Genomic DNA, 25239 nt, shown 5'->3' on the forward strand with positions numbered 1-25239 from the left:
AAGTATGAGCGCGTCGGACGGCACATGTGCAGGCACCGGATGGAGTGCCGTTGAATCGGCACCGGCAAATTCTCAACTCGCAGGCGTATTAGCTGGCTTCATTTTCGCCGGGATCGTCATGATTATCACTGAAAGGAAGGCTAGCGTAGCGCGAATAACCGCCCTGCGGGTCCTCATCTCCGCTTTCATTGCGCTCGCGCTGGACAGCTATGCTTTCTCTCTCCTCAATGGCGACGTAGCCGAGAATGCCTGCGCGCGCATCTGGACGGAATCCCTAATAGCTAGCGGAATGCTTGCGGTGGGGGCGGTTGCCGTAATGGCAAGTATATCCTGGCTATTGAGCGCTTACATCGAGACACAGAGTGGCGAGGCAGAATCCGGGCCACCCTCAGCCCAATCAATTATCGGACTGGCAACTTTGGAGCGCCTGCTCCGGAGGATCGTCTACGGCGTGACTGTAATGACAGTAGTCCTCTTATCCACGGTAGCCAATGACTACGTCAACGTAGCCTTCGCTGGACGTGGGAAACCCTGGTGGGGTCCCAGCATCTCGCCGCTCTATGTTCTTTCCGCGAGCCTTGGGATGGTAGGCATTACGTGGTGGAGGCAACGAAGGGCAGAGGAGCAAAGCCCTACCGATTACCCATCTCGGAACGCGCTATCGACAGCATTCGCTGCGGTAATCTCCTATGCCCTATGCGGCACGACCGCGATCGGAATCACCACTAGCACTCCAATTAGATTTTGGAATCCCGCCCCGAATTTCCTGGTGATCGTGACGATTTCTTTTGTGCTTGTCGTACCTGTTCCAGCAATGCTCGCGTTGATTTACGCAATGCCAAACCCGAGGGCCTCAGGTGAAGGGGATGGTCCTGCGAACCGACACGGTGAGGGATGACGCAAACCTGAAGTTGAGTCATCAGACACGGCGGCGCCCCCCTGCAATGAGTTCTATAGGGATTCCAGGCGTGATGCCGCGGGCCAAAAAGGAGGCGTCTACCTCGGGAGGATTGCGCCGGTCAAGATCACCGGTAACTGCGTGACAATGCCGAGCGCATCGGCGGACACCTGCGGGCCATCGCGGCAGGTAAGAGGCGCAACCACCCCAGGTCGGGCTTCTGCCCACAACCTGGGTTCTGCCTGGTTGACCTGACCGCTCTCCCGGTCCGTCTCCTCCGCCCTTACAAGGCCGGTATCGCCCCCCAACGCACGAGCGCCCTCCCGGGCCGTCCTAGGGCCGTGGAAGGGCGCTCAACGTTGACCAACGTCGACAGGTGCCGACAGCTCGGCAGCAGGTCAGGGCGTTGATCGATTCGGCGGCCGCAGGTCACGGCCGCCGGTGATCAGTTGTGGCTGTGCAGGATCTCGTTCAGACCGCCCCAGACCGCCTTGTTCGGCCGGGCCTCGACCGTGCCGGTGGTGGAGTTGCGGCGGAAGAGGATGTTGTCGGCGCCGGAGAGCTCCAGGGCCTTGACGATCTGCCCGTCGGGCAGCGTGACGCGGGTGCCCGCGGTGATGTACAGGCCGGCCTCGACCACGCACTCGTCGCCCAGCGCGATCCCGATGCCGGACTCGGCGCCGAGCAGGCAGCGCTCGCCGATCGAGATGATCTGCTTGCCGCCGCCCGACAGGGTGCCCATGGTGGAGGCGCCGCCGCCGATGTCGGAGCCGTCGCCGATGACCACGCCCGCGCTGATCCGGCCCTCGATCATGGAGGTGCCCAGCGTGCCGGCGTTGAAGTTGACGAAGCCCTCGTGCATGACGGTGGTGCCGGCCGCGAGGTGGGCGCCCAGGCGGACCCGGTCGGCGTCCGCGATCCGCACGCCGGCGGGCGCGACGTAGTCCGTCATCCGCGGGAACTTGTCGACGCTGGTGACCTGGAGGTGCAGCCCCTCGGCGCGGGCGTTGAGCCGCACCGTCTCCAGCGTGTCGACGGCCACGGGGCCCAGCGAGGTCCAGGCGACGTTGGACAGCAGGCCGAACATGCCCTCCAGGTTCTGCCCGTGCGGCTTGACCAGACGGTGGCTGAGCAGGTGCAGACGCAGGTAGACGTCGTGCGCGTCCAGCGGCTTGTCGTCGAGGGAGGAGATGACCGTACGGACGGCGACGACCTCGATGTCACGGACCGGGTCGGGACCGATCGCCTTGAGCGCGGCGGCGCCCAGCAGTTCGGCGGCGCGCGCGTCCTCAAGGCGCTCGGTGCCGGCCGGGCCGGGGCCCTCGGCGGTCACGGTGACCAGTTCCGGCGCGGGGAACCAGGTGTCGAGGACGGTGCCGTCGGCGGCGACGGTGGCGAGCCCGGCGGCGACGGCGCCGGTGGTACGGGAAGAAGCGGAAGCAGCAGCATCGGTCATGCTCGAAACCTAACCGGAGGGCCCCCGCCGAGGCGAACCGGTCTCAGTGCTCGGGCCCGGTCCGTACGGTCGCACAACCGGCCTCGTAGGGCCGCACGAGAGCGGCCCGGGCCCCGCCGCCGGGTTCCGTCAGTGCGTCGCACCGCCCAGATTCAGCACCACGACCCCGGCTATCACCAGCAGCACCCCGAGGATCTTCAGCGCGCTCGCACTCTCCCCCAGGAACACCATCCCGATCGCCGCGATCACCGCCGTGCCGGCGCCGGCCCAGATGGCGTACGCGGTGCCCACGCTCATCGACTTCAGCGTCCGGGCCAGCAGTGCGAACGCCAGCAGGTATCCCACCGCGGTGGTCAGCGACGGCCACAGCTTGCTGAAGCCGTCGCTGTACTTCATCGCGGTCGTCGCGAGGACCTCGGAAAGAATCGCGCCGGCGAGCGTCACGTAAGCCATGCGCCCGAGCGTACGAGCGCGGCGAACGGCCGTACACCGGGCCCGTGCAGCGGGCCGCCGCGGCGGACGCCCGGGACGCGGAACGGCCGTGCCCGCCGGTGGTGACCGGTGGGCACGGCCGTCGCACGTACCGCTGTCCTGCTCGGGAGGATCCGTCAGACGTTGAAGCCGAGCGCGCGGAGCTGCTCGCGGCCGTCGTCGGTGATCTTGTCCGGGCCCCACGGGGGCATCCAGACCCAGTTGATCTTCAGTTCGTTGACGATGCCGTCCGTGGCGGACTTGGCCTGGTCCTCGATGACGTCGGTCAGCGGGCAGGCCGCGGACGTCAGCGTCATGTCGATGGTGGCGATGTTGGCGTCGTCGATGTGAATGCCGTAGATCAGGCCCAGGTTGACGACGTCGATGCCCAGCTCGGGGTCCACGACGTCGTACAGCGCCTCGCGGACCTCTTCCTCCGAGGCCGGCTTGGTGGTGGTCGGCGTGTCGGTCATGCGGTCTTCGCCTCCTCGGAGAGGGCCTTGGCCGTGGCGTCCTTCCAGGCCATCCAGCTGAGCAGGGCGCACTTCACGCGCGCCGGGTACTTGGAGACGCCGGCGAACGCCACCGCGTCCTCCAGCACCTCCTCCATCGCGTCGTCCGGTTCGACCTGGCCCTTGGACTGCATCAGCTCCAGGAAGGTCTCCTGGATCTTCTGCGCCTCACCGAGCTCCTTGCCGACCAGGAGGTCGTTGAGCACCGACGCGCTGGCCTGGCTGATGGAGCAGCCCTGGCCCTCGTAGGACACATCCTCAATCGTCGCGCCATCGAGCCGGACGCGCAGCGTGATCTCGTCGCCGCACGTCGGATTGACGTGGTGCACCTCGGCGTCGCCGTCCCGAAGACCGCGCCCATGGGGGTGCTTGTAGTGGTCCAGGATGACGTCCTGGTACATGGAATCCAGCTTCACGACTCAGTCAGTCCTCGTCCTCATCCGCCGTGCCTGATTAACCGAAAAAGTTGCGGACGTGCTCCAGGCCCGCGACCAGGGCGTCGACCTCGGCCGGGGTGGAGTACAGATAGAACGACGCTCGCGTGGTCGCAGGAATTCCGAAGCGCAGGCAGACCGGACGCGCGCAGTGGTGCCCCACCCGGACGGCGATGCCCTGCTCGTCCAGCACCTGGCCGACGTCGTGCGGGTGGATGTCGCCGAGCGTGAAGGAGATCGTCGCCCCGCGGTCCTCGGCCGTGCTCGGGCCGACGATGCGCAGGTCGGGGACCTCCAGCAGCCGCTTGACGGCGTACTCGGTGATCGCGTGCTCATGCTCGGCGATCTTGTCCATACCGATCGAGGTGAGGTAGTCCACGGCCGCGCCGAGGCCGACGGCCTGGGCGATCGGGGGCGTACCGGCTTCGAACTTGTGCGGCGCCGGGGCGTACGTCGAGGAGTGCATCGAGACGGTCTCGATCATCTCGCCGCCGCCGAGGAACGGCGGGAGGTCCTCCAGCAGCTCCTGGCGGCCCCACAGGACGCCGATGCCGGTCGGGCCGCACATCTTGTGGCCGGTGAAGGCCACGAAGTCGGCCTGCAGCGCCTGCACGTCCAGCACCATGTGCGGGGCTGCCTGCGAGGCGTCGATGCAGACCAGCGCGCCGACCTCCTGGGCCCGGCGGATGATCGTCTCGACCGGGTTGACGGTGCCCATGATGTTCGAGACCAGCGTGAACGAGACGATCTTCGTCTGCTCGGTGATGATCTCGTCGATGTTGGACAGGTCGAGACGGCCGTCGTCGGTGATGCCGAACCACTTCAGCTTCGCGCCGGTGCGCTGCGCGAGCAGCTGCCACGGGACGATGTTGGAGTGGTGCTCCATCTCCGTGATGACGATCTCGGTCTCGCGGTCCACACGGTAGGGCTCGTCGGCCCAGCCCAGCATGTTCGCGACGAGGTTGAGCGACTCCGAGGCGTTCTTGGTGAAGATCACCTCGTTGCGGCTCGGCGCGTTGATGAAGTCCGCGACCTTGTCACGGGCGCCTTCGTACAGCGCCGTGGCCTCCTCGGCGAGCACGTGCACGCCGCGGTGGACGTTGGCGTTGTGACGTTCGTAGTAGGCGTTCAGGGCGTCGAGGACCTGACGCGGCTTCTGCGAGGTCGCCGCGTTGTCCAGGTACACGATCTTCCGGCCGTCGTGGACCTGGCGGTCCAGGAGGGGGAAGTCCTTACGGATCGCCTCTGTGTCGAGGAGGCCCGGCAGCTGTGTCACGCGGTTGCGCCACCCTTCACGTACGCCTCGTAGCCCTCGGCCTCCAGCTTGTCCGCCAGCTCCGGGCCGCCGGACTCGGCGATCCGGCCGTTGGCGAACACGTGGACGTGGTCGGGCTTGATGTAGCGGAGAATCCGCGTGTAGTGGGTGATGAGCAGGGTGCCCACCTGGCCGGTCTCGCGGACGCGGTTGACGCCCTCGGAGACGATCCGCAGCGCGTCGACGTCCAGACCGGAGTCGGTCTCGTCGAGGATCGCGATGGCCGGCTTCAGCAGCTCCAGCTGGAGGATCTCGTGGCGCTTCTTCTCACCGCCGGAGAAGCCCTCGTTGACGTTGCGCTCGGCGAACGCGGGGTCCATGTTCAGGCGCTCCATGGCCTCCTTGACCTCCTTGACCCACAGCCGCAGCTTGGGGGCCTCGCCGCGGATCGCGGTCGCGGAGGTGCGCAGGAAGTTGGAGACCGAGACGCCGGGCACCTCGACCGGGTACTGCATGGCGAGGAAGACGCCGGCCCGGGCGCGCTCGTCGACGGACATCTCCAGGACGTCCTCGCCGTCGAGGGTGACGGTGCCGCCGGTGATCGTGTACTTGGGGTGACCCGCGAGCGAGTAGGCGAGGGTCGACTTGCCGGAGCCGTTGGGGCCCATGATGGCGTGCGTCTCGCCCTGCTTCACGGTCAGGTCGACGCCCTTCAGGATCTCGCGCGGGCCGTTCTCGGCCTCGACGGAGACGTGCAGGTCGTGGATCTCAAGCGTTGCCATGGGTGACTCAGGACTCCTGGGTGACGGAGACGAGCACGTCGTCCCCTTCGATCTTTACGGGATATACGGGGACGGGGCGCGTCGCGGGAAGGCCGTTCGGCTTGCCGGTGCGCAGGTCGAAGCTCGAACCGTGCAGCCAGCACTCGATGGAGCAGTCCTCGACCTCGCCCTCCGAGAGGGACACGTTCGCGTGCGAGCAGATGTCGTTGATCGCGAACACCTCGCCCTCGGTGCGGACGAGCGAGACGGGGGTGCCGTCGATCTCCACCCGCCGGGGGGTGTCCTCCTCCAGCTCGCTGAGCGCCGCTGCGCGTACGTAGCTCATACCGCGGACGCTTCCAGCTCGGCCTCGATCTTGCTCATCAGGCGCTCTTCGACGTCCGGGAGGCCGATCTGCTGGACGAGCTCGGCGAAGAAGCCGCGCACGACCAGGCGGCGGGCCTCGTCGGCCGGGATGCCGCGGGCCATCAGGTAGAAGAGCTGCTCGTCGTCGAAGCGGCCGGTCGCCGAGGCGTGGCCGGCGCCGACGATCTCGCCGGTCTCGATCTCCAGGTTGGGCACCGAGTCGACCCGCGCGCCGTCCGTGAGGACGAGGTTGCGGTTGAGCTCGTAGGTGTCCGTGCCGGTCGCCGAGGCCCGGATCAGCACGTCGCCGATCCAGACGGCGTGCGCGTCCTCGCCCTGCAGCGCGCCCTTGTAGACGACGTTGGAGCGGCAGTTGGCCGCCTCGTGGTCGACGAAGAGGCGGTGCTCGTGGTGCTGGCCCTGCTCGGTGAAGTACAGGCCGTAGAACTCGGCCTCGCCGCCGGGGCCCGCGTAGGTGACGCGCGGGTGGAGGCGGACGACGTCACCGCCGAAGGTGACGACGACGGACTTGAACGTGGCGTCCCGGCCGACCAGGGCGTTGTGCTGCCCGGCGTGGACGGCGGTGTGCTCCCAGTCCTGGACGGAGACGACGGTCAGCTTGGCGCCGTCGCCGAGGAGGTAGTCGACGTTGGCGGCGAGCACCGCGTCACCGGTGTGGTCGATGACGACCACGGCCTCGGCGAACGCGCCCAGCTCGATGACCTGGTGGCCGAAGGCGGTGCCGCCCTCACCGTGCACGGTGATCCGGATCGGCTCGGCCAGCACGGTCTCCTTGGGGACCGAGACGACCGACGCCTTCTCGAACGAGCTGTACGCCTGGGCGGCGACCCGGTCCACGGGCTTGCCGGCCTTGCCGACCCGCGGGTCGGCGCGGTCGACGAGCTCGTGGGTGACACCCTCGGGCGCGGTGATGTCGATCTTCAGGTCGGGGCCGCCGGCCACGGCGGAGCCGTCGTGCAGGCCCTTCAGCCGCGCGAGCGGGGTGAAGCGCCACTCCTCCTCGCGGCCGTGCGGCACCGGGAAGTCCGCCACGTCGTAGGACGGCGGGGCGCTCATCCTGGTGGCGACGGTGGACTCCGCGGCCACCGCGATGGAGCCGGTGGTCGTGGAACCCGCCGGGATGTTCTGAGCCTCAGCCATGGCTGTCGTCGTGCTCGCTTTCTGCAATCAGGGAGTCGGTCGCTGCTGGGGGGCCGGGGTCAGCCGACCGCGCCTTCCATCTGCAGCTCGATCAGCCGGTTCAGCTCCAGCGCGTACTCCATCGGCAGCTCACGGGCGATCGGCTCGACGAAGCCGCGCACGATCATCGCCATGGCCTCGTCCTCCGACAGGCCACGGGCCATCAGGTAGAAGAGCTGGTCCTCGCTGACCTTGGAGACGGTCGCCTCGTGACCCATGGAGACGTCGTCCTCGCGGACGTCGACGTAGGGGTAGGTGTCCGACCGGGAGATGGTGTCCACCAGCAGGGCGTCACACAGCACGTTGGACTTGGAGCCCGCGGCGCCCTCGCCGATCTCCACCAGACCGCGGTAGGACGTACGGCCGCCGCCGCGCGCCACCGACTTGGAGACGATGTTGGAGGAGGTGTTCGGCGCCATGTGGACCATCTTGGAGCCGGCGTCCTGGTGCTGGCCCTCGCCCGCGAAGGCGATGGACAGGGTCTCGCCCTTGGCGTGCTCGCCCATCAGGTAGACCGCCGGGTACTTCATCGTCACCTTGGAGCCGAGGTTGCCGTCGACCCACTCCATGGTCGCGCCCTCGTAGGCGACGGCGCGCTTGGTGACCAGGTTGTAGACGTTGTTCGACCAGTTCTGGATGGTCGTGTAGCGGCAGCGGCCGCCCTTCTTGACGATGATCTCGACGACCGCGGAGTGCAGCGAGTCCGACTTGTAGATCGGGGCGGTGCAGCCCTCGACGTAGTGGACGTAGGCGTCCTCGTCGACGATGATCAGCGTCCGCTCGAACTGGCCCATGTTCTCGGTGTTGATCCGGAAGTAGGCCTGGAGCGGGATGTCCACGTGGACACCCTTGGGGACGTAGATGAACGAGCCGCCGGACCACACCGCGGTGTTCAGCGACGCGAACTTGTTGTCGCCGACCGGGATGACCGTGCCGAAGTACTCCTGGAAGAGCTCCGGGTGCTCCTTCAGCGCGGTGTCGGTGTCCAGGAAGATGACGCCCTGCGCCTCCAGGTCCTCGCGGATCTGGTGGTAGACGACCTCGGACTCGTACTGCGCGGCGACACCGGCGACCAGGCGCTGCTTCTCCGCCTCGGGGATGCCGAGCTTGTCGTAGGTGTTCTTGATGTCCTCGGGCAGGTCCTCCCAGGAGGCGGCCTGCTGCTCGGTGGAGCGGACGAAGTACTTGATGTTGTCGAAGTCGATGCCCGACAGGTCCGAGCCCCAGTTCGGCATGGGCTTCTTGTCGAACAGCTTCAGACCCTTGAGGCGGAGCTTGAGCATCCACTCCGGCTCGTTCTTCTTCGACGAGATGTCGCGGACGACGGCCTCGGAAAGACCGCGCTTGGCGGAGGCGCCGGCCACGTCGGAGTCGGCCCAGCCGTATTCGTACTTGCCCAGGCCCTCGAGCTCAGGGTGAGCAGTCTCCGTGGGGAGCGTCATGCGGGGTTCCTCCCGGCCGTGCTTGCAGATGCTGTGGTGGTCTTGGGGTGGTGCCCACCGGTGCGGTGAGCCGCCTTGCCGGCACCGGCCTTCGGGACGAAGGTCGTGCACACCCCGTCGCCGTGGGCGATGGTGGCGAGGCGCTGTACGTGGGTCCCGAGCAGACGGGAGAAGACCTCGGTCTCCGCCTCGCACAGCTGCGGGTACTGCTCGGCGACGTGGGCGACCGGGCAGTGGTGCTGGCAGAGCTGTTCACCGAGCTGGGGGTTGGGCGCGCTGCGCGCCGTAGCAGCGTACCCGTCCGCGGTCAACGCCTTCGCCAGGGCCTCGGTCCGGGCCTCCGGCTCGGCGTTCTCGACCGCCTCGCGGTAGCCCTCGGCCTGGGCGGCGAGCCGCGCCCGCGCGAAGGCGGCGACGGCTGCCTCGCCCTTCTCGCCGCCGCCCGCGCTCTGGGCGATCCAGCGCAGGGCGTCGGAGGCGAGCTGGTCGTATGCCTGGTCGAAGGCGTCCCGGCCGCAGTCGGTCAGGGCGAAGGCCCTGGCCGGACGGCCGCGGCCACGGGCGCCGTAGACCCGCTTCTCGCGGGGCTCGACCACGCCCTCGGCGACCAGCGCGTCCAGATGACGGCGGACGGCGGCCTGGGTCAGCTCCAGGCGCAGGGCGAGCTCGGCCGCGGTGGACGGGCCGTGGTCGAGGATGGAGCGGGCGACGCGGTTGCGGGTGCCCTGCTGCTCGTCGTGCGGTGCCGGTGCGGCGGCCTGCTGGGGCCGCTCGGCACGCCCGGGCGCGGAGGCGGCCGGCCCGGCGGTCTGGTCGACCCCGGGCTCTCGCTTGTCCTCGCTCGTGTATTTCACAACGCCATTGTTGCGTAATTCGTCAAAGTGATTCAAGCCTCGTCCACGCCCTGGACTGGTGGCCTCTATCACTTAGGTTTACCTAATTCAACCCCGCGCCGAAGGGCCCGAAAGGGGCCCCGACCTGCGGCGGCGCCGACCGGGACCGGACGGCCCGGCCCCGGCCCGCGGGCGGCAGGAATCCGCCGCCCCGCGCACCGCCGTACCGGTGACCCCGGGAAGCCCGCCGGCAGCCGCGCCCCCGTGGCGGGCCGCCGCCGCGCGCTTCGTAGACTTCCCGCCATGCGCAGCAGCTCCCCGGGGGGCACCCCCCGGACCCGCCCCCTTGCTCCGGCGGGGGGAACCACAGGCCCCGAGCCTGCCGTCGAGATCACCGGCCTGGTCAAGCGGTACGGGGCCAAGGCCGCGGTGGACGGGCTCGACCTGACCGTCGCCCGCGGCTCGGTCACCGCCGTGCTCGGCCCCAACGGCGCCGGCAAGACCACCACCGTCGAGACCTGCGAGGGCTACCGCCGCCCGGACGCCGGCCGGGTCCGCGTCCTGGGCCTGGACCCGGTCGCCGACGCCGCCGCGCTGCGCCCGCGGATCGGCGTGATGCTCCAGTCGGGCGGCGTCTACGCCGGTGCCCGCGCCGAGGAGATGCTGCGGCACACCGCCTCCCTGCACGCCCACCCCCTCGACGTCGGCGGGCTCGTCGAACGCCTCGGCCTGGGCAGCTGCGGCCGGACGCCCTACCGGCGGCTGTCCGGCGGCCAGCAGCAGCGGCTGGCGCTGGCGATGGCCGTGGTCGGCCGCCCCGAGCTGGTCTTCCTCGACGAGCCGACCGCCGGCCTCGACCCGCAGGCCCGGCACGCCACCTGGGACCTCGTACGGGAGCTGCGCGCCGACGGCGTGAGCTGCGTGCTGACCACCCACTTCATGGACGAGGCCGAGCAGCTGGCCGACGACGTCGCGATCATCGACGGCGGCCGGGTGATCGCCCAGGGCAGCCCGGAGGAGCTGTGCCGCGGCGGCGCGGAGAACAGCCTGCGCTTCACCGGACGGCCCGGCCTGGACCTCGCCTCGCTGCTCAAGGCGCTGCCCGCCGACAGCGCGGCCACCGAGCTCGCCGTCGGCACGTACCGCGTGCACGGCAAGATCGACCCGCAGCTGCTGGCCACGGTCGCCTCCTGGTGCGCGCAGAACGGCGTGATGCCGGACGCCATAGCGGTCGAACGGCACACCCTGGAGGACGTCTTCCTCGAACTGACCGGCAAGGAGCTGCGCGCATGACCGCCACCGAGACCGGTACGGCCGCCGGCACCGGCGCCTTCGCCCCGCGGCCCGGCGCCGCACCGCTGCCCCGGATGATCCGGGCCCAGGCGGCCCTGGAGACCAGGATGCTGCTGCGCAACGGCGAGCAGCTGCTGCTGACCGTCGTCATCCCGACGCTGCTGCTGGTGCTGTTCTCCACCGTCGACATCGTCGACACCGGGGCCGGCAGCGCGGTGGACTTCCTCGCGCCGGGCATCCTCGCGCTGGCCGTGATGTCCACGGCGTTCACCGGCCAGGCCATCGCCACCGGCTTCGAGCGCCGCTACGGCGTCCTCAAGCGGCTGGCCGCCTCACCGCTCCCCCGCTGGGGGCTGATGACCGCCAAGACCTGCTCGGTGCTGGTCACCGAGATCCTGCAGATCGCGCTGCTGACGGTGATCGCCTTCGGGCTGGGCTGGTCCCCGCGGGGCAATCCGCTCGCGGTGCTGCTGCTGCTCCTTCTGGGTACCGCGGCGTTCTCCGGTCTCGGCCTGCTGATGGCCGGCACGCTGAAAGCCGAGGCGACGCTGGCCGCCGCCAACCTGGTCTTCCTGCTGCTGCTCGTCGGCGGCGGCGTGATCGTCCCGCTGGCGAAGTTCCCCGAGGCGGCCCGGCAGGTGCTGGAGTTCCTGCCGGTCTCGGCGCTGTCGGACGGCCTGCGGACGGTCCTTCAGCACGGCGCCTCGATGCCCTGGGCCGACCTCGGCATCCTCGCCGTATGGGCCGTGCTGGGGCTGGGCGCGGCGGCGAAGTTCTTCCGCTGGGAGTAGCCGGGCGCGGCTCGGCCCACCCCTCGTGAAAGTTTGCACAAGGCCCCGCCTACGATGGCTCCGTGCCGAATTCGCTGAATCCCCTTGAGCTGATCGCCCGCCGCTGGCAGCCGTCCGCGGCCTTCGTCCAGCGGGCCGCGCTCGCGACCGTCGTGATGGCCGTGATCATCGTCGTCACGGGCGGCGCGGTCCGGCTCAGCCAGTCCGGACTGGGCTGCTCGACCTGGCCCAAGTGCACCCCGGACAGCCTGACGCCGACCGCGGCGATGGGCATCAACGGCATCATCGAGTTCAGCAACCGCATGCTGACGGACGTGCTGTGCGTGGTCGTCGGCCTGTTCATCATCGCTGCCCGCGCCCGCCACCCGCGGCGCCGCTCGCTCACCCGGCTCGGCTGGGCACAGTTCTGGCTCGTCATGAGCAACGCCGTCATCGGCGGCATCACGGTCCTGTCCGGCCTGAACCCGTACATCGTCGGTTCGCACTTCCTCGCGGCCACGGCGCTGCTGACGGTCGCCGTGCTGAGCTGGCGGCGGGCCTGCGAGGGCGACGAGGAGCCGCGTGACCTGGTCACCCGCCCGGTGCGGCAGCTGGCCTGGCTGCTGGTCGGGGCGACCGGCGCGCTCACCGTCATCGGCACGGTCGTCACCGGCGCGGGCCCGCACGCGGGCGACGCGCACAAGGTCCACCGCATCCCGCTGAACTGGCAGGAGATCACCCAGCTGCACGTCGACTTCGTCTACATCGTCGTCGGCCTGACCGTCGCCCTGTGGTTCACGCTGCGCGCCGTCAAGGCGCCGGCCGCCCCGCGCCGGATGGTGCTGGAGTTGTTCGGCTGCCTCATGGCGCAGGGCGTCATCGGTTACGTCCAGTACTTCATGGGGCTGCCCGAACTCGTCATCGGTCTGCACATGCTGGGCTCGACCCTGGTGTGGATCTGCGCGCTGCGGCTGGCCCTGGCGCTGCGCGACCGCGGTCCGCTCCTGGAGGACGGGTCCGCCGGGGCGGCGCCCACCGGTGAGCACGAGGCGCTCGACGCTCAGGCGGTCTCAGCGCCCAGCCGGTAGACCCGGCGCGCGGTGCCGGACGCGATCATTTCGACGATCCGCCGCCCGTCCTCGGGGCCGCACACGCCCTCACCGGTCCACTCCCGTACGAGGCGCTCCATGGCGCGCAGGAAGAACCGGGCGCCGGTCACGTACAGCTCGGGCAGTCCGCGGGCGCCCGAGGAGAACAGCAGCTTGCCGAACGGCGCGTGCGGCAGGGTCTCTTCGGGGCGCGGCCCGGTGTCGGCGTAGACATGGGCGTGCGCGGCGGCGAGCTGGGCCGCGCGGCGGTGGTGCGGCGCGGCGGGCAGCAGCACGAGGTCCGAGCCCAGGCCGGTGGTGGCGCGCAGGAAGGCCGCGAGCCGCTGCGGGTCGGGGCAGTGCAGCTGGACGGGCAGGCCGGTGGCCACCGCGCTCCACAGCAGATGGCGGACGAGGGCGGGCTCGGCGAGCCGGTCCCCGGGACGCCGGGCGCGCAGCCAGCGGTCGGCGGCGCGGCGGACCTCGCCGGCCTCGGGGGCGTGGCCGTCGCAGTAGCCGGCGCCGGAGGCGAAGGCGGTGGCGTGCTGGGCCGCGGCGTAGAGGGCCTCGGCGGTGTAGCCGATGAAGGAGTCGACGCTGCCGGAGGTGTCGGCGACCTGCTCGGCGAGCGGTTCGAGCCGTACGACCTCGTGGGCGCGGGCCTCGGCGGCGGTGGCCATCTCGGTGGCCGAGGTCAGTTCGCTGGGGGTGCCGGCCTCCAGCAGGAAGGTTCCGATGCCGGAGCCGCGCAGCAGCAGCCGGCCGGCCTGGTAGGCGCCCACCTCGCGTCTGCGGGCCAGATAGCGGGCCGGCGGACAGTGCGGCTCCAGGCCGAGCAGCGGGGGGCACCAGCGGCGTATCGCGAGACCGGTGAAGCTGTCGAAGTAGCTGGTGCCGGCGGGGGCCGGGCCGTGGGCGCCGACCGCGCCGGCCAGATGGCTCTCGAAGGAGCCGAGGCCCAGTTCGCCGTGCACCGCGCCGTGGCTGTACTGATCGACGAGCGGGGGAACGCCGTCCATCCGCCCCTCCTCGCGGTAAGCCCACCGGGCGTGGCCGGAGCGCCGCGCCTGGTGGGCTTAACGGACGAGGTGGTGGTGAGGTAGCGGGCTCGGCCCGTGGCGTGCGCCCCGGGGCGCCGCCGGGCATCCAGGGTGGCCTCAGCCGTTGGCCGGGCCGCCCAGCTGGAGGCCCGCCATGCGGGACCACTCGTAAGGGCCGGTGCGGACCTTGGCGGCGAGGTCGCCGTCGAAGTCGTCCTGGAGGGTGAGGCCGGCGAGGGCGGCGGCGTCCTTGGCGGCGTCGAAGCTGTCGGCGACGAGGTTGCCCCACTCGCCGTTGGCGCCGACCAGGGCGATCCGGGTGCGGCCGCGGCCGATGTGCGCGAGCTGGCCCTCGGCGCTGCCGCCGTGGGACGCCGCGAAGGCGCGGATCTGCTTGGCGAGCCGGGCCGCGTGCTTGCCCGTGCGCTTGTCGGCCTGGGTGCCGGCCGCCGCGTCGGCCGGCGTCTCCGCCTGCTGGGTGTCTGCCATGACCCCATGCTACTCGCGAGTACAGCTCTTTGCGGGGGTGATCCCCCACACCCTCTAGCGAAGGAAGGGATCCACGGCCACCGCGACGAACAGCAGGGAGACGTAGGTGATGGACCAGTGGAACAGCCGCATCTCCTTGAGCTTCGGACCGGTGATGCCGGCCTTGGCCCGGGACTGCAGGCCGTGCGCCTCCTTGAGCCAGAAGGCGCCGCAGGCGAGCGCCACGGCCGTGTAGAACCAGCCGGTGTAGCCCAGCGGCTGGAGCAGCAGCGAGACGGCGACCATCACCCAGCTGTAGGCGACGATCTGGCGCGCCACGGCCTTGTTGCCGGCGAGCACGGGCAGCATCGGCACGCCGACCCGCTCGTAGTCGTCCTTGGCCTTCATCGACAGCGGCCAGTAGTGCGGCGGCGTCCAGAAGAAGATGACGAGGAAGAGGACGACCGCGGCCCAGGAGACCGTGTTCGTCACCGCCGACCAGCCGATGAAGACCGGCATGCAGCCCGCGATGCCGCCCCAGACGATGTTCTGGGAGGTGCGCCGCTTGAGGATCATCGTGTAAACGACGACGTAGAAAAGCAGCGCCCCGAGCGACAGCATCGCCGACAGCGGATTGACGAGGAACCAGAACCAGGCGGTGGAAACGACCGCGAGGGCGGTCGCGAAGACCAGGCACTCGCGCGGCGAGACCATGCCGGTCACCAGCGGGCGCTGCGAGGTGCGGTCCATCAGGGCGTCGATGTCGCGGTCGATGTACATGTTGAAGGCGGCCGCGCCACCGGCGGAGAGGTAACCGCCGACGCAGGTCGCGAGCACGAGCCACAGGTCCGGGACACCGCCGGCCGCCAGGAACATCACCGGGATCGTGGTCATCAGCAGCAGCTCGATGACACGCGGCTTGGTGAGCGCCACGAACGCCTTGACACGGGCCCCGAACGGACGGTGACCTGGACCCCCGTGGCTCTCGGAGAGCGCCCCCACAGGACGGGATTCGACGGCCGTCACGCACACCCCTGGAAGTAACATCGGCGGCGCCGCCGCCGAAGAGATAAGGCCAGCAAGCCCTTCCGGCCGTGGAGAACCGGTGACGACTTGCGCGTACCACGCCACTTTAGACGTTGGCCATACGACGGTCTTCGCGGGGGTGTGGTCGTGTTGGGGCCCGGGCCGGGTGCCGGCGCCGCCGGGTTTCCCCGGGTGTTCGCACGCCGTTCAGGAGGCGAGCGTGACCACCGCCCGGCAGTCTGGTCGTATGGCCGACGCAGCCGGGTCGGGAATACCGGAACGCCCGATTTGGTTGCCCAAAGCAACGAACAGCGCCATCGCCACCGCACCGATTGAGCGTCGAAAACACCGACTGAGCGTCGAAAAGGCGCGCGTTGCTGCGGGGGTAGGCTCGACACCGCCTGGCGGACATACCGTCCGCGGCATTCGACATGTGGAGAGGAGCCCTGACTCAGGGTGAGCACCAAGCCGACCACCACAGATTTCGAGTGGACCGATCTGGACCAGCGGGCGGTGGACACCGTCCGCGTCCTGGCCATGGATTCCGTGCAGAAGGTCGGAAACGGCCATCCGGGTACGGCCATGAGCCTGGCTCCCGCCGCGTATGTGCTGTTCCAGAAGCTGATGCGGCACGACCCCGCGGACCCGAACTGGACCGGCCGTGACCGGTTCGTCCTCTCCGCCGGCCACTCCAGCCTGACTCTCTACATCCAGCTCTACCTCGCCGGTTACGGCCTGGAGCTGGACGACCTGAAGGCGTTCCGCACCTGGGGCTCGAAGACCCCCGGACACCCGGAGTACGGCCACACCTCCGGCGTGGAGACCACCACCGGCCCGCTGGGCCAGGGTGTCGCCAACGCGGTCGGCATGGCGATGGCCTCGCGCTACGAGCGCGGCCTGTTCGACCCGGAGGCGGCGCGCGGCAGCTCGCCCTTCGACCACACCATTTACTGCATCGCCGGCGACGGCTGCCTCCAGGAGGGCATCTCCGCCGAGGCGTCCTCCATGGCCGGCCACCAGAAGCTCGGCAACCTCGTCCTGCTGTGGGACGACAACCACATCTCGATCGAGGGCGACACCGAGACCGCCGTCTCCGAGGACACCTGCAAGCGCTACGAGGCGTACGGCTGGCACGTGCAGCGCGTCGAGCCCAAGGAGAACGGCGACCTGGACCCCGAGGCGCTGTTCCGCGCCCTGGAGGCCGCCAAGGCCGTCACCGACCGGCCGTCGTTCATCGCGATGCGCTCGATCATCGCCTGGCCGGCCCCCAACGCCCAGAACACCGAGGCCGCGCACGGCTCGGCGCTGGGCGAGGAAGAGGTCGCCGCCACCAAGCGCGTCCTGGGCTTCGACCCCGAGCAGCACTTCGAGGTCCACGACGAGGTGCTCGCGCACACCCGCGCCGCCCTCGACCGCGGCCGGGACGCCCAGAAGGAGTGGGAGAAGTCCTTCGCCGCCTGGCGCACCGCCAACCCGCAGCACGCCGCGGAGTTCGACCGGATCGCCGCGGGCGAGCTGCCCGAGGGCTGGGAGGACCACCTGCCGGCGTTCGAGACCGGCAAGTCCGTCGCCACCCGTGCCGCGTCCGGCAAGGTGCTGCAGGCGCTCGGCGCGGTCATCCCCGAGCTGTGGGGCGGCTCCGCGGACCTCGCGGGCTCCAACAACACCACGATCGACAAGACCTCTTCGTTCCTGCCGGAGGGCAACCCGCTGCCGGGGGCCGACCCCTACGGCCGCACCATCCACTTCGGCATCCGTGAGCACTCCATGGCCGCGGAGATGAACGGCATCGCGCTGCACGGCAACACCCGCATCTACGGCGGCACCTTCCTGGTGTTCTCCGACTACATGCGCAACGCCGTCCGGCTGTCCGCTCTGATGCACCTGCCGGTGACGTACGTGTGGACGCACGACTCCATCGGTCTGGGCGAGGACGGCCCGACCCACCAGCCGGTCGAGCACCTGGCCTCGCTGCGCGCCATCCCCGGCCTGAACGTCGTCCGTCCGGCCGACGCCAACGAGACCGCGCTCGCCTGGCGCGAGATCCAGCGCCGCTGGACCAAGAAGTTCGGCGTGGGCGCCCCGCACGGCCTGGCGCTGACCCGTCAGGGCGTGCCGACGTACCCGGCGAACGAGGACACCGCCAAGGGCGGTTACATCATGTTCGAGGCGGAAGGGGCCGACGGTAAGAGCACCACGCCGCAGGCCGTCCTGATCGCCACCGGCTCCGAGGTCCAGCTCGCCGTCGAGGCGCGCGAGCAGCTGCAGGCCGAGGGCGTGCCGACCCGCGTGGTGTCGATGCCGTCGGTGGAGTGGTTCGACGAGCAGGACCAGGACTACCGCGAGCGTGTGCTGCCCCCGTCGGTCAAGGCGCGGGTCGCCGTCGAGGCCGGCATCGGTCTGACCTGGCACCGCTTCGTGGGCGACGCCGGTCGCATCGTGTCGCTGGAGCACTTCGGTGCCTCGGCCGACGGCAAGGTCCTCTTCCGCGAGTTCGGGTTCACCGCCGACAGGGTCGCCGACGCCGCCCGGGAATCGCTGGAAGCCGCCGCGCGCTGACGCACGTACACAACAAGTAGGAGATGCAGAACCCATGACAGACGCACTCAAGCGCCTCTCCGACGAAGGCGTCGCGATCTGGCTGGACGACCTGTCGCGCAAGCGCATCACGTCCGGCAACCTCGCCGAGCTGATCGACCAGCAGCACGTCGTCGGCGTCACGACGAACCCGTCGATCTTCCAGAAGGCGATCTCCGCGGGCGACGGCTACCAGCAGCAGCTCGCCGACCTCGCCGCCCGCAAGGTCACCGTCGACGAGGCCATCCGCATGATCACGACGGCGGACGTCCGGGACGCCGCCGACGTGCTGCGGCCGGTCTTCGACGCCACCGGCGGCCAGGACGGCCGGGTCTCCATCGAGGTCGACCCGCGCCTGGCGCACAACACCGGAGCGACCGTCGCCGAAGCCAAGCAGCTGGCCTGGCTGGTGGACCGCCCCAACACCCTGATCAAGATTCCGGCCACCAAGGCGGGTCTGCCGGCCATCACCGAGGTCATCGGCCTGGGCATCAGCGTCAACGTCACGCTGATCTTCTCGCTGGAGCGCTACCGCGAGGTCATGGACGCCTACCTCGCCGGTCTGGAGAAGGCCAAGGCCGCGGGCCTGGACCTGTCCCTGATCCGTTCGGTGGCGTCGTTCTTCGTGTCCCGCGTGGACAGCGAGATCGACAAGCGCCTGGACAAGGTCGGCACCGACGAGGCCAAGTCCCTCAAGGGCAAGGCCGCGCTGGCCAACGCCCGCCTCGCCTACCAGGCGTACGAGGAGGTCTTCTCCTCGGACCGCTGGGCCGCCCTCGACAAGGCCGGCGCCAACAAGCAGCGTCCGCTGTGGGCCTCGACCGGCGTCAAGGACCCGGCCTACAAGGACACCCTGTACGTGGACGACCTGGTCGCCCCGGGCACGGTCAACACCATGCCGGAGGCCACCCTGGAGGCCACCGCCGACCACGGGCAGATCACCGGTGACACGGTGCGCGGCACGTACGACGAGGCCAAGGCCGACCTCGACGCGATCGCACGGCTCGGGATCTCCTACGACGATGTCGTACAGCTCCTGGAGGACGAGGGCGTCGAGAAGTTCGAAGCCTCCTGGAACGACCTGCTCAAGTCGACGGAGGCGGAGCTCAAGCGCCTCGCTCCTTCGGAGGGCTGAACCCTTGACCGCTGTTCATGGAGCGAACCCGCTTCGTGACCCCGCAGACCGACGGCTCCCGCGCATCGCGGGGCCGTCGGGCCTGGTCATCTTCGGTGTCACGGGCGATTTGTCCCGTAAAAAGCTGATGCCCGCCGTCTACGACCTGGCCAACCGCGGACTGCTCCCGCCGGGTTTCTCCCTCGTCGGCTTCGCCCGTCGCGAGTGGGAGCACGAGGACTTCGCGCAGGAGGTGTACGAGGCGGTCAAGCAGCACTCCCGTACGCCGTTCCGCGAAGAGGTCTGGCAGCAGCTGGTCCAGGGCTGCCGCTTCGTGCAGGGCACCTTCGACGACGACGACGCCTTCGAGCGCCTCAAGAGCACCATCAACGAGCTCGACAAGGCCCAGGGCACCGGCGGCAACTTCGCCTTCTACCTGTCCGTGCCGCCGAAGTTCTTCCCCACCGTCGTCCAGCAGCTCAAGAAGCACGGGCTGGCCGACCAGCAGGAGGGCTCCTGGCGCCGCGCGGTCATCGAGAAGCCGTTCGGGCACGACCTGGAGAGCGCGCAGGAGCTCAACCGGATCGTCCACGAGGTCTTCCCGCCCAACGAGGTCTTCCGGATCGACCACTACCTGGGCAAGGAGACGGTCCAGAACATCCTGGCGCTGCGGTTCGCCAACACGATGTTCGAGCCGCTGTGGAACCGCAGCTACGTCGACCACGTCCAGATCACGATGGCCGAGGACATCGGCATCGGCGGCCGGGCCGGCTACTACGACGGCATCGGCGCCGCCCGTGACGTCATCCAGAACCACCTGCTCCAGCTGCTCGCGCTGACCACGATGGAGGAGCCCGCGTCCTTCGAGGCGCACTCCCTGGTCGCCGAGAAGACCAAGGTGCTGGGCGCCGTCCGGCTGCCCAAGGACCTCGGCAAGGAGACGGTCCGCGCGCAGTACACGGGTGGCTGGCAGGGCGGCGAGAAGGCCGTCGGCTACCTCGAGGAAGAGGGCATCAACCCCAAGTCGACGACCGACACCTACGCCGCGATCAAGCTGTCGATCGACAACCGCCGCTGGGCGGGCGTCCCCTTCTACCTGCGCACCGGCAAGCGGCTGGGCCGCCGGGTCACCGAGATCGCGGTGGTCTTCCAGCGGGCCCCGCACTCCCCCTTCGACCACACCGCCACCGAAGAGCTGGGGCAGAACGCCCTGGTCATCCGGGTGCAGCCGGACGAGGGCGTGACCGTGCGCTTCGGTTCGAAGGTGCCCGGCACCTCGATGGAGGTCCGGGACGTCTCGATGGACTTCGCGTACGGCGAGTCCTTCACGGAGTCCAGCCCCGAGGCGTACGAGCGGCTGATCCTCGACGTCCTGCTGGGTGACGCCAACCTCTTCCCGCGGGTGGAGGAGGTCGAGCTGTCCTGGAAGATCCTCGACCCGATCGAGGAGTACTGGGAGAAGCACGGCAAGCCCGCGCAGTACCCGGCGGGCACCTGGGGCCCGGCCGAGGCGGACGAAATGCTCGCACGAGACGGACGGAGCTGGCGTCGGCCATGAAGATCGATCTGACGGAAACCACCTCCAGCAAGATCAACAAGGCGCTCGTGGAGGGCCGCCGGGCCGTCGGCACCCCCACCAGCGGCATGGTGCTCACCCTCGTCATCGTCACCGACGAGGAGAACGCCTATGACGCCCTGAAGGCGGCCAACGAGGCGTCGCGCGAGCACCCCTCGCGCACCCTCGTCGTCATCAAGCGGGTCAGCCGGTCGCCGCGCGACCGCGCCAAGGCCCGCCTGGACGCCGAGGTGCGGGTCGGCACGGAGGCGGGCACCGGCGAGACGGTGCTGCTGCGGCTGTACGGCGAGGTCATCGACCACGCCCAGTCCGTGGTGCTGCCGCTGCTGCTGCCGGACGCCCCGGTCGTGGTCTGGTGGGCGGTCAACGCCCCGCTGAACCCGGCCAAGGACCCGCTCGGCGCGCTGGCCCAGCGCCGGGTCACCGACGCCTACGCCGCCGAGGACCCCATCCGGGAGCTGCTCGCCCGCGCGGAGACGTACACGCCGGGCGACACCGACCTGGCGTGGGCGCGCATCACGCCGTGGCGTTCGATGCTGGCGGCGGCGCTCGACCAGGCCCCGTGCACGGTGGCCTCGGCCGAGGTCGAGGGCGAGGAGTTCAACCCCAGCTGCGAGCTGCTCGGCATGTGGCTGGGCAGCCGGCTGAACGTCCCGGTCACCCGCAAGGTGTCGGCCGGCCCCGGCCTGACCGCCGCCCGGCTGGAGTCCGACGGTGGCTCGATCGTGCTGGACCGCCCGGAAGCCACGCTGGCCACGCTCTCCATGCCCAACCAGCCGGACCGTGCGGTGGCGCTCAAGCGCCGGGACACCGCGGAGCTGCTCGCCGAGGAGCTGCGCCGGCTCGACCCGGACGACATCTACGCCGCGACCCTGAGGTACGGCGTGGAGCGGCTGCGCACCGCCGGCGGACAGTCCGCCGCACCGGAGCCGGCGACGGACGGCGGCTCGGGCGCCTCCGGGGACTCCGGGGACGCGCAGGACAAGCCCGCGGCGAAGAAGGCGGGCGCCAAGCCCGCCAAGAAGGCGGCCGCGAAGTGAGTGCTCCGCAGGTCGTCGTCCACCGCGACAAGGAGCTGATGGCCAAGGCGGCGGCGGCCCGGCTGATCACGAAGATCGTGGACGCCCAGGCCGCCCGCGGTGCCGCCTCCGTCGTCCTCACCGGCGGGCGCAACGGCAACGGGCTGCTCGCGGCCCTCGCCGAGGCGCCCGCCCGGGACGCGGTGGACTGGTCCCGGCTCGACCTGTGGTGGGGGGACGAGCGGTTCCTGCCCGAGGGGCACCCGGACCGCAACCACACCCAGGCGCGCGAGGCGCTGCTGGACAGCGTGCCGCTGGACCCGGCGCGAGTGCACCCGATGGAGCCGGCCGGCGGCCGGTTCGGGAACGACGCGGACGCGGCGGCCGAGGCGTACGCCCTCGAACTCGCCGCGGCGGCCGGTCCCGAGGACCACGCCGCGGTCCCGTCCTTCGACGTCCTGCTGCTGGGCGTCGGCCCGGACACCCATGTCGCCTCGCTCTTCCCGGAGCTGCCCGCCGTCTACGAGACGGAGCGGACGGTGGTGGGCGTGCACGGCGCACCGAAGCCGCCGCCCACCCGCATCTCGCTCACCCTGCCCGCGATCCGCGCGGCACGGGAGGTGTGGCTGCTGGCGGCCGGCGAGGACAAGGCCAACGCGGTGGCCATCGCGCTCTCCGGCGCCGGCGAAGTCCAGGCCCCGGCGGCCGGCGCCCGGGGCCGCAGCCGGACCCTGTGGCTCCTGGACGAGGCGGCGGCGGCCCAGCTGCCGCGCGGGCTCTACCCGCCGGCCTCGGCCTGACCCGTCATCACCCGCGCGGCCCCGCCCTCCCGAAGGAGGGCGGGGCCGCGCGGCGTTGCGGGGCGAACCGGGGTGCCGGGGATCAACGCCCGCGCAGCGCCCGGTACTTGCCGACCAGGCCGGCCGTCGAGGCGTCCAGCCCGGGCACGTCGGCGCCCTCGGTCAGGGCCGGCTCGATCCTCTTGGCCAGGACCTTGCCCAGCTCCACGCCCCACTGGTCGAAGGAGTCGATGTTCCACACCGCGCCCTGGACGAACACCTTGTGCTCGTAGAGTGCGACCAACTGGCCCAGCACGGACGGGCTGAGCTCCTCGGCCAGGATCGTGGTCGTGGGGTGGTTGCCCTTGAAGGTCTTGTGCGGCACGAGCTCCTCGGGCACCCCCTCGGCGCGCACCTCGTCCGGCGTCTTGCCGAAGGCCAGCGCCTGGCTCTGCGCGAAGAAGTTGGCCATCAGCAGGTCGTGCTGGGGGACCAGGCCCGGCAGCAGGTCGGGGACCGGCCGGGCGAACCCGACGAAGTCGGCCGGGATCATCTTCGTGCCCTGGTGGAGCAGCTGGTAATAGGCGTGCTGGCCGTTGGTGCCGGGCGTGCCCCAGACGACCGGACCGGTCTGCCAGCGGACCGGGTTGCCGTCGCGGTCGACCGACTTGCCGTTGGACTCCATGTCCAGCTGCTGGAGATACGCGGTGAACTTGGAGAGGTAGTGGCTGTAGGGCAGCACCGCGTGCGACTGGGCGTCCCAGAAGTTGCCGTACCAGATGCCGAGCAGGCCCATCAGCAGCGGGGCGTTCTCGTGCGGGGGCGCGGTCCGGAAGTGCTCGTCGACGAGGTGGAAGCCGGCCAGCATCTCGCGGAAGTGCTCGTGGCCGATCGCGATCATCAGCGACAGGCCGATCGCGGAGTCGTAGGAGTAGCGACCGCCGACCCAGTCCCAGAACTCGAACATGTTGTCCGGGTTGATGCCGAACTCCGCCACCTTCTCGGCGTTGGTCGACAGCGCCACGAAGTGCTTGGCGACAGCATCGTTGCCTGCCCGCAGACCGGTGAGCAGCCAGTCGCGCGCGGAGGTGGCGTTGGTGATGGTCTCGATGGTGGTGAAGGTCTTCGAGGCGATGATGAACAGCGTCTCGGCAGGGTCCAGATCGCGCACCGCCTCGTGCAGATCGGCACCGTCGACGTTGGAGACGAAGCGGAACTGCATGTCCCGGTGGCTGTAGGCGCGCAGCGCCTCGTACGCCATCGCCGGGCCCAGGTCCGAACCGCCGATGCCGATGTTGACGACCGTCTTGATGCGCTTGCCGGTGTGCCCCTTCCAGTCGCCGGAGCGGACCCGGTCGGAGAAGATGCCCATCTTCGTCAGGACGGCCTGCACCGCGGGGACGACGTTCTCCCCGTCGCTCTTGACGACCGCCGAGCCCGGCGCGCGCAGTGCGGTGTGCAGCACGGACCGCTGCTCGGTGTTGTTGATCTTGTCGCCGCGGAACATCGCGTCCCGCAGCTCGGCCACGCCCGTCGCCGCGGCCAGGTCGCCCAGCAGCCGCAGCGTCTCGTCGGTGACCAGGTGCTTGGAGTAGTCCAGGTGCAGATCGCCGACCAGGAGGGTGTACCGCTCGGCGCGCCCCGGGTCCTGCTCGAACAGCTCACGCAGATGCACCTCCCCCATCTGCTCCCGGTGCTTGCCCAGTGCGGTCCACTCAGGCATCTGGTCGAGCCTGCTGCGGCCTTCTGCGTTCATCTCGGACATCAGCCTTCTTCATCTCGTACCGGCCCCGCCAGCTCCCAACCTAATTGATCAGCGCGCGGTGGGAGCACCTCCCACTCGAGCGAAGCCGAGAGTGGGGGAAGGTATCTGTCCGCTGTCGGACGACGCGCTGTCGGGCATCCGAAGAACAGGTGTCGGCGCGGCCCCCGGAGGCGGAAAAACCGGCCGGCCCGGCCGGAGGGGGCTCTCCCTCCGGCCGGGCCGGCCGGTGTGTCACAGGTCCGTCAGATCTCACCGCGGAGCTTGGCGAGCGCCTCCGCGAGGATCGCCTCACCGTCGGCGTCGCTGCGGCGCTCCCGGACGTAGGCGAGGTGGGTCTTGTACGGCTCGGTGCGCGGCGGGTCCGGCGGGCTGTCCCGGTCCTTGCCGGCCGGGAAACCACAGCGCGGGCAGTCCCAGGTGTCCGGAACCTGCGCATCGCCGGCGAAGCTGGGCTGCGTCTCGTGCCCGTTGGAGCACCAGAAGGAGATGCGGATGCGCGGCGCGGACTCGCCGCGCTCGGCCTCCCCCATCGGCCCCGCCCCGACCCGACTTCCTCGGATCGCGTTGCCACTTGCCACGGTCGTAACTCCCTGCGTAATGGTGCTGCAAAGCCTTCACAGCAACTGCGCTGCGGAACGCCACAGTCTACGTAAGGCCCAACGCGCGTCCAGTGACCGGAGTTACCCGTCCAAGGACGCCGCCCTCATGATAGGCCGCGCATCCGACGGTATGTCAGCTGCCGAGCTTCATCAGGACGCCGAGGACGACGATGCAGGCAAACCACAGCAGACCGATCACAATGGTGATGCGGTCCAGGTTGCGCTCGGCGACCGAGGAGCCACCGACCGAGGACTGCATACCGCCGCCGAACATGTCGGAGAGGCCGCCGCCCTTCCCCTTGTGCATGAGCACCAGCATCATCAGCAGCAGGCTGAAGACGATGAGGGCGATCGAGAACCCGATGACCACGGCTGGACCAACTCTCTAGGACTGACGGACGGACGTATGGGTCAAGACATATGAACAAATGGTGCGGGGCCGGGGACGGCGCTGCTGCACCGGTCCCGGCCCCGACAGGGTACGACGAGGGCTCGCC

24 protein-coding genes are annotated in these 25239 nt (G+C 69.9%); 8 read left to right on the top strand and 16 right to left on the bottom strand.

What is annotated here, in order from left to right; translation table 11 throughout:
• Nucleotides 1-1343: 1343 nt before the first annotated feature.
• The 10 genes from dapD to OO62_RS28825 form a co-directional block, all read right to left on the bottom strand.
• Complete coding sequence (dapD, locus tag OO62_RS28780; RefSeq protein ID WP_033270550.1) at nt 1344-2354, bottom strand: 2,3,4,5-tetrahydropyridine-2,6-dicarboxylate N-succinyltransferase; 1011 nt, start codon at nt 2352-2354, stop codon at nt 1344-1346.
• 129 nt (nt 2355-2483) lie between these two features.
• The gene (locus OO62_RS28785; protein WP_033270551.1) at nt 2484-2807 is read right to left on the bottom strand and encodes a DMT family transporter; all 324 of its coding nucleotides are present in this window, start codon (nt 2805-2807) and stop codon (nt 2484-2486) included.
• Nucleotides 2808-2962: 155 nt separating this feature from the next.
• Entirely contained in the window at nt 2963-3298 is a 336-nt protein-coding gene (locus tag OO62_RS28790; protein WP_033270552.1) for a metal-sulfur cluster assembly factor, read from the bottom strand.
• Nucleotides 3295-3753, bottom strand: coding sequence for a Fe-S cluster assembly sulfur transfer protein SufU (gene sufU / locus OO62_RS28795; RefSeq protein WP_030411905.1), 459 nt, complete (start codon nt 3751-3753; stop codon nt 3295-3297). Before sufU ends, OO62_RS28790 begins: the two co-directional genes overlap by 4 nt.
• A gap of 37 nt (nt 3754-3790) precedes the next feature.
• The gene (locus tag OO62_RS28800) at nt 3791-5047 is read right to left on the bottom strand and encodes a cysteine desulfurase (RefSeq protein WP_033270553.1); all 1257 of its coding nucleotides are present in this window, start codon (nt 5045-5047) and stop codon (nt 3791-3793) included.
• Complete coding sequence (sufC, locus tag OO62_RS28805; protein WP_033270554.1) at nt 5044-5808, bottom strand: Fe-S cluster assembly ATPase SufC; 765 nt, start codon at nt 5806-5808, stop codon at nt 5044-5046. Before sufC ends, OO62_RS28800 begins: the two co-directional genes overlap by 4 nt.
• A 7-nt stretch (nt 5809-5815) precedes the next feature.
• Nucleotides 5816-6133: a non-heme iron oxygenase ferredoxin subunit gene (locus OO62_RS28810; RefSeq protein WP_033270555.1), complete on the bottom strand. Its 318-nt coding sequence runs from the start codon at nt 6131-6133 to the stop codon at nt 5816-5818.
• Nucleotides 6130-7314: a Fe-S cluster assembly protein SufD gene (gene sufD, locus OO62_RS28815; protein ID WP_033270556.1), complete on the bottom strand. Its 1185-nt coding sequence runs from the start codon at nt 7312-7314 to the stop codon at nt 6130-6132. The genes OO62_RS28810 and sufD overlap by 4 nt, the downstream gene beginning before the upstream one ends.
• A 59-nt stretch (nt 7315-7373) precedes the next feature.
• Nucleotides 7374-8795, bottom strand: a complete 1422-nt coding sequence (gene sufB / locus OO62_RS28820; protein WP_033270557.1) for a Fe-S cluster assembly protein SufB — start codon at nt 8793-8795, stop codon at nt 7374-7376.
• A complete protein-coding gene (locus OO62_RS28825) occupies nt 8792-9649 on the bottom strand; it encodes a helix-turn-helix transcriptional regulator (RefSeq protein WP_033270558.1) in 858 nt (285 codons plus the stop codon). The genes sufB and OO62_RS28825 overlap by 4 nt, the downstream gene beginning before the upstream one ends.
• 282 nt (nt 9650-9931) lie before the next feature.
• Here OO62_RS28825 and OO62_RS28830 point away from each other — a divergent pair, with 282 nt between their 5' ends.
• From OO62_RS28830 to OO62_RS28840, 3 genes are all read left to right on the top strand, one after another.
• Nucleotides 9932-10921 carry an ABC transporter ATP-binding protein gene (locus OO62_RS28830; RefSeq protein ID WP_033270559.1) on the top strand — a complete coding sequence of 330 codons (990 nt, stop codon included), beginning with the start codon at nt 9932-9934 and terminating at the stop codon, nt 10919-10921.
• Nucleotides 10918-11712, top strand: coding sequence for an ABC transporter permease (locus OO62_RS28835; RefSeq protein WP_033270560.1), 795 nt, complete (start codon nt 10918-10920; stop codon nt 11710-11712). The genes OO62_RS28830 and OO62_RS28835 overlap by 4 nt, the downstream gene beginning before the upstream one ends.
• A 62-nt stretch (nt 11713-11774) precedes the next feature.
• Nucleotides 11775-12779, top strand: a complete 1005-nt coding sequence (locus OO62_RS28840) for a COX15/CtaA family protein (RefSeq protein WP_033270561.1) — start codon at nt 11775-11777, stop codon at nt 12777-12779.
• Here OO62_RS28840 and OO62_RS28845 read toward each other — a convergent pair.
• From OO62_RS28845 to OO62_RS28855, 3 genes are all read right to left on the bottom strand, one after another.
• The gene (locus OO62_RS28845; protein ID WP_033270562.1) at nt 12752-13798 is read right to left on the bottom strand and encodes a hypothetical protein; all 1047 of its coding nucleotides are present in this window, start codon (nt 13796-13798) and stop codon (nt 12752-12754) included. The genes OO62_RS28840 and OO62_RS28845 overlap by 28 nt on opposite strands.
• A 138-nt stretch (nt 13799-13936) precedes the next feature.
• On the bottom strand, nt 13937-14308 hold the full coding sequence (locus OO62_RS28850) for a hypothetical protein (protein WP_033270563.1): 372 nt from the start codon (nt 14306-14308) through the stop codon (nt 13937-13939).
• 54 nt (nt 14309-14362) lie between these two features.
• Nucleotides 14363-15313 (bottom strand): heme o synthase, encoded by a 951-nt coding sequence (locus tag OO62_RS28855; protein WP_078617404.1) that lies wholly within the window; start codon nt 15311-15313, stop codon nt 14363-14365.
• A gap of 456 nt (nt 15314-15769) precedes the next feature.
• Here OO62_RS28855 and tkt point away from each other — a divergent pair, with 456 nt between their 5' ends.
• The 5 genes from tkt to pgl are packed head-to-tail and all read left to right on the top strand — an operon-like array spanning nt 15770 to nt 22399.
• Nucleotides 15770-17872 (top strand): transketolase, encoded by a 2103-nt coding sequence (tkt, locus tag OO62_RS28860; RefSeq protein WP_033270565.1) that lies wholly within the window; start codon nt 15770-15772, stop codon nt 17870-17872.
• A gap of 34 nt (nt 17873-17906) precedes the next feature.
• On the top strand, nt 17907-19025 hold the full coding sequence (tal, locus tag OO62_RS28865; protein ID WP_033270566.1) for a transaldolase: 1119 nt from the start codon (nt 17907-17909) through the stop codon (nt 19023-19025).
• A 4-nt stretch (nt 19026-19029) separates the two neighbouring features.
• Complete coding sequence (zwf, locus tag OO62_RS28870) at nt 19030-20562, top strand: glucose-6-phosphate dehydrogenase (protein ID WP_033270567.1); 1533 nt, start codon at nt 19030-19032, stop codon at nt 20560-20562.
• Nucleotides 20559-21620: a glucose-6-phosphate dehydrogenase assembly protein OpcA gene (gene opcA / locus OO62_RS28875; protein WP_033270568.1), complete on the top strand. Its 1062-nt coding sequence runs from the start codon at nt 20559-20561 to the stop codon at nt 21618-21620. The genes zwf and opcA overlap by 4 nt, the downstream gene beginning before the upstream one ends.
• Nucleotides 21617-22399, top strand: coding sequence for a 6-phosphogluconolactonase (pgl, locus tag OO62_RS28880; RefSeq protein ID WP_033270569.1), 783 nt, complete (start codon nt 21617-21619; stop codon nt 22397-22399). Before opcA ends, pgl begins: the two co-directional genes overlap by 4 nt.
• Nucleotides 22400-22481: 82 nt before the next feature.
• Here pgl and pgi read toward each other — a convergent pair whose 3' ends face one another.
• The 3 genes from pgi to secG form a co-directional block, all read right to left on the bottom strand.
• On the bottom strand, nt 22482-24143 hold the full coding sequence (gene pgi / locus OO62_RS28885) for a glucose-6-phosphate isomerase (RefSeq protein ID WP_206738487.1): 1662 nt from the start codon (nt 24141-24143) through the stop codon (nt 22482-22484).
• A gap of 242 nt (nt 24144-24385) precedes the next feature.
• Nucleotides 24386-24721 carry an RNA polymerase-binding protein RbpA gene (locus tag OO62_RS28890; RefSeq protein WP_016578660.1) on the bottom strand — a complete coding sequence of 112 codons (336 nt, stop codon included), beginning with the start codon at nt 24719-24721 and terminating at the stop codon, nt 24386-24388.
• A 154-nt stretch (nt 24722-24875) separates the two neighbouring features.
• Nucleotides 24876-25112, bottom strand: a complete 237-nt coding sequence (gene secG, locus OO62_RS28895) for a preprotein translocase subunit SecG (RefSeq protein ID WP_030411885.1) — start codon at nt 25110-25112, stop codon at nt 24876-24878.
• Between the last annotated feature and the right edge of the window lie 127 nt (nt 25113-25239).

Source organism: Streptomyces lydicus, from assembly GCF_000717345.1.
Classification (GTDB): domain Bacteria; phylum Actinomycetota; class Actinomycetes; order Streptomycetales; family Streptomycetaceae; genus Streptomyces; species Streptomyces lydicus.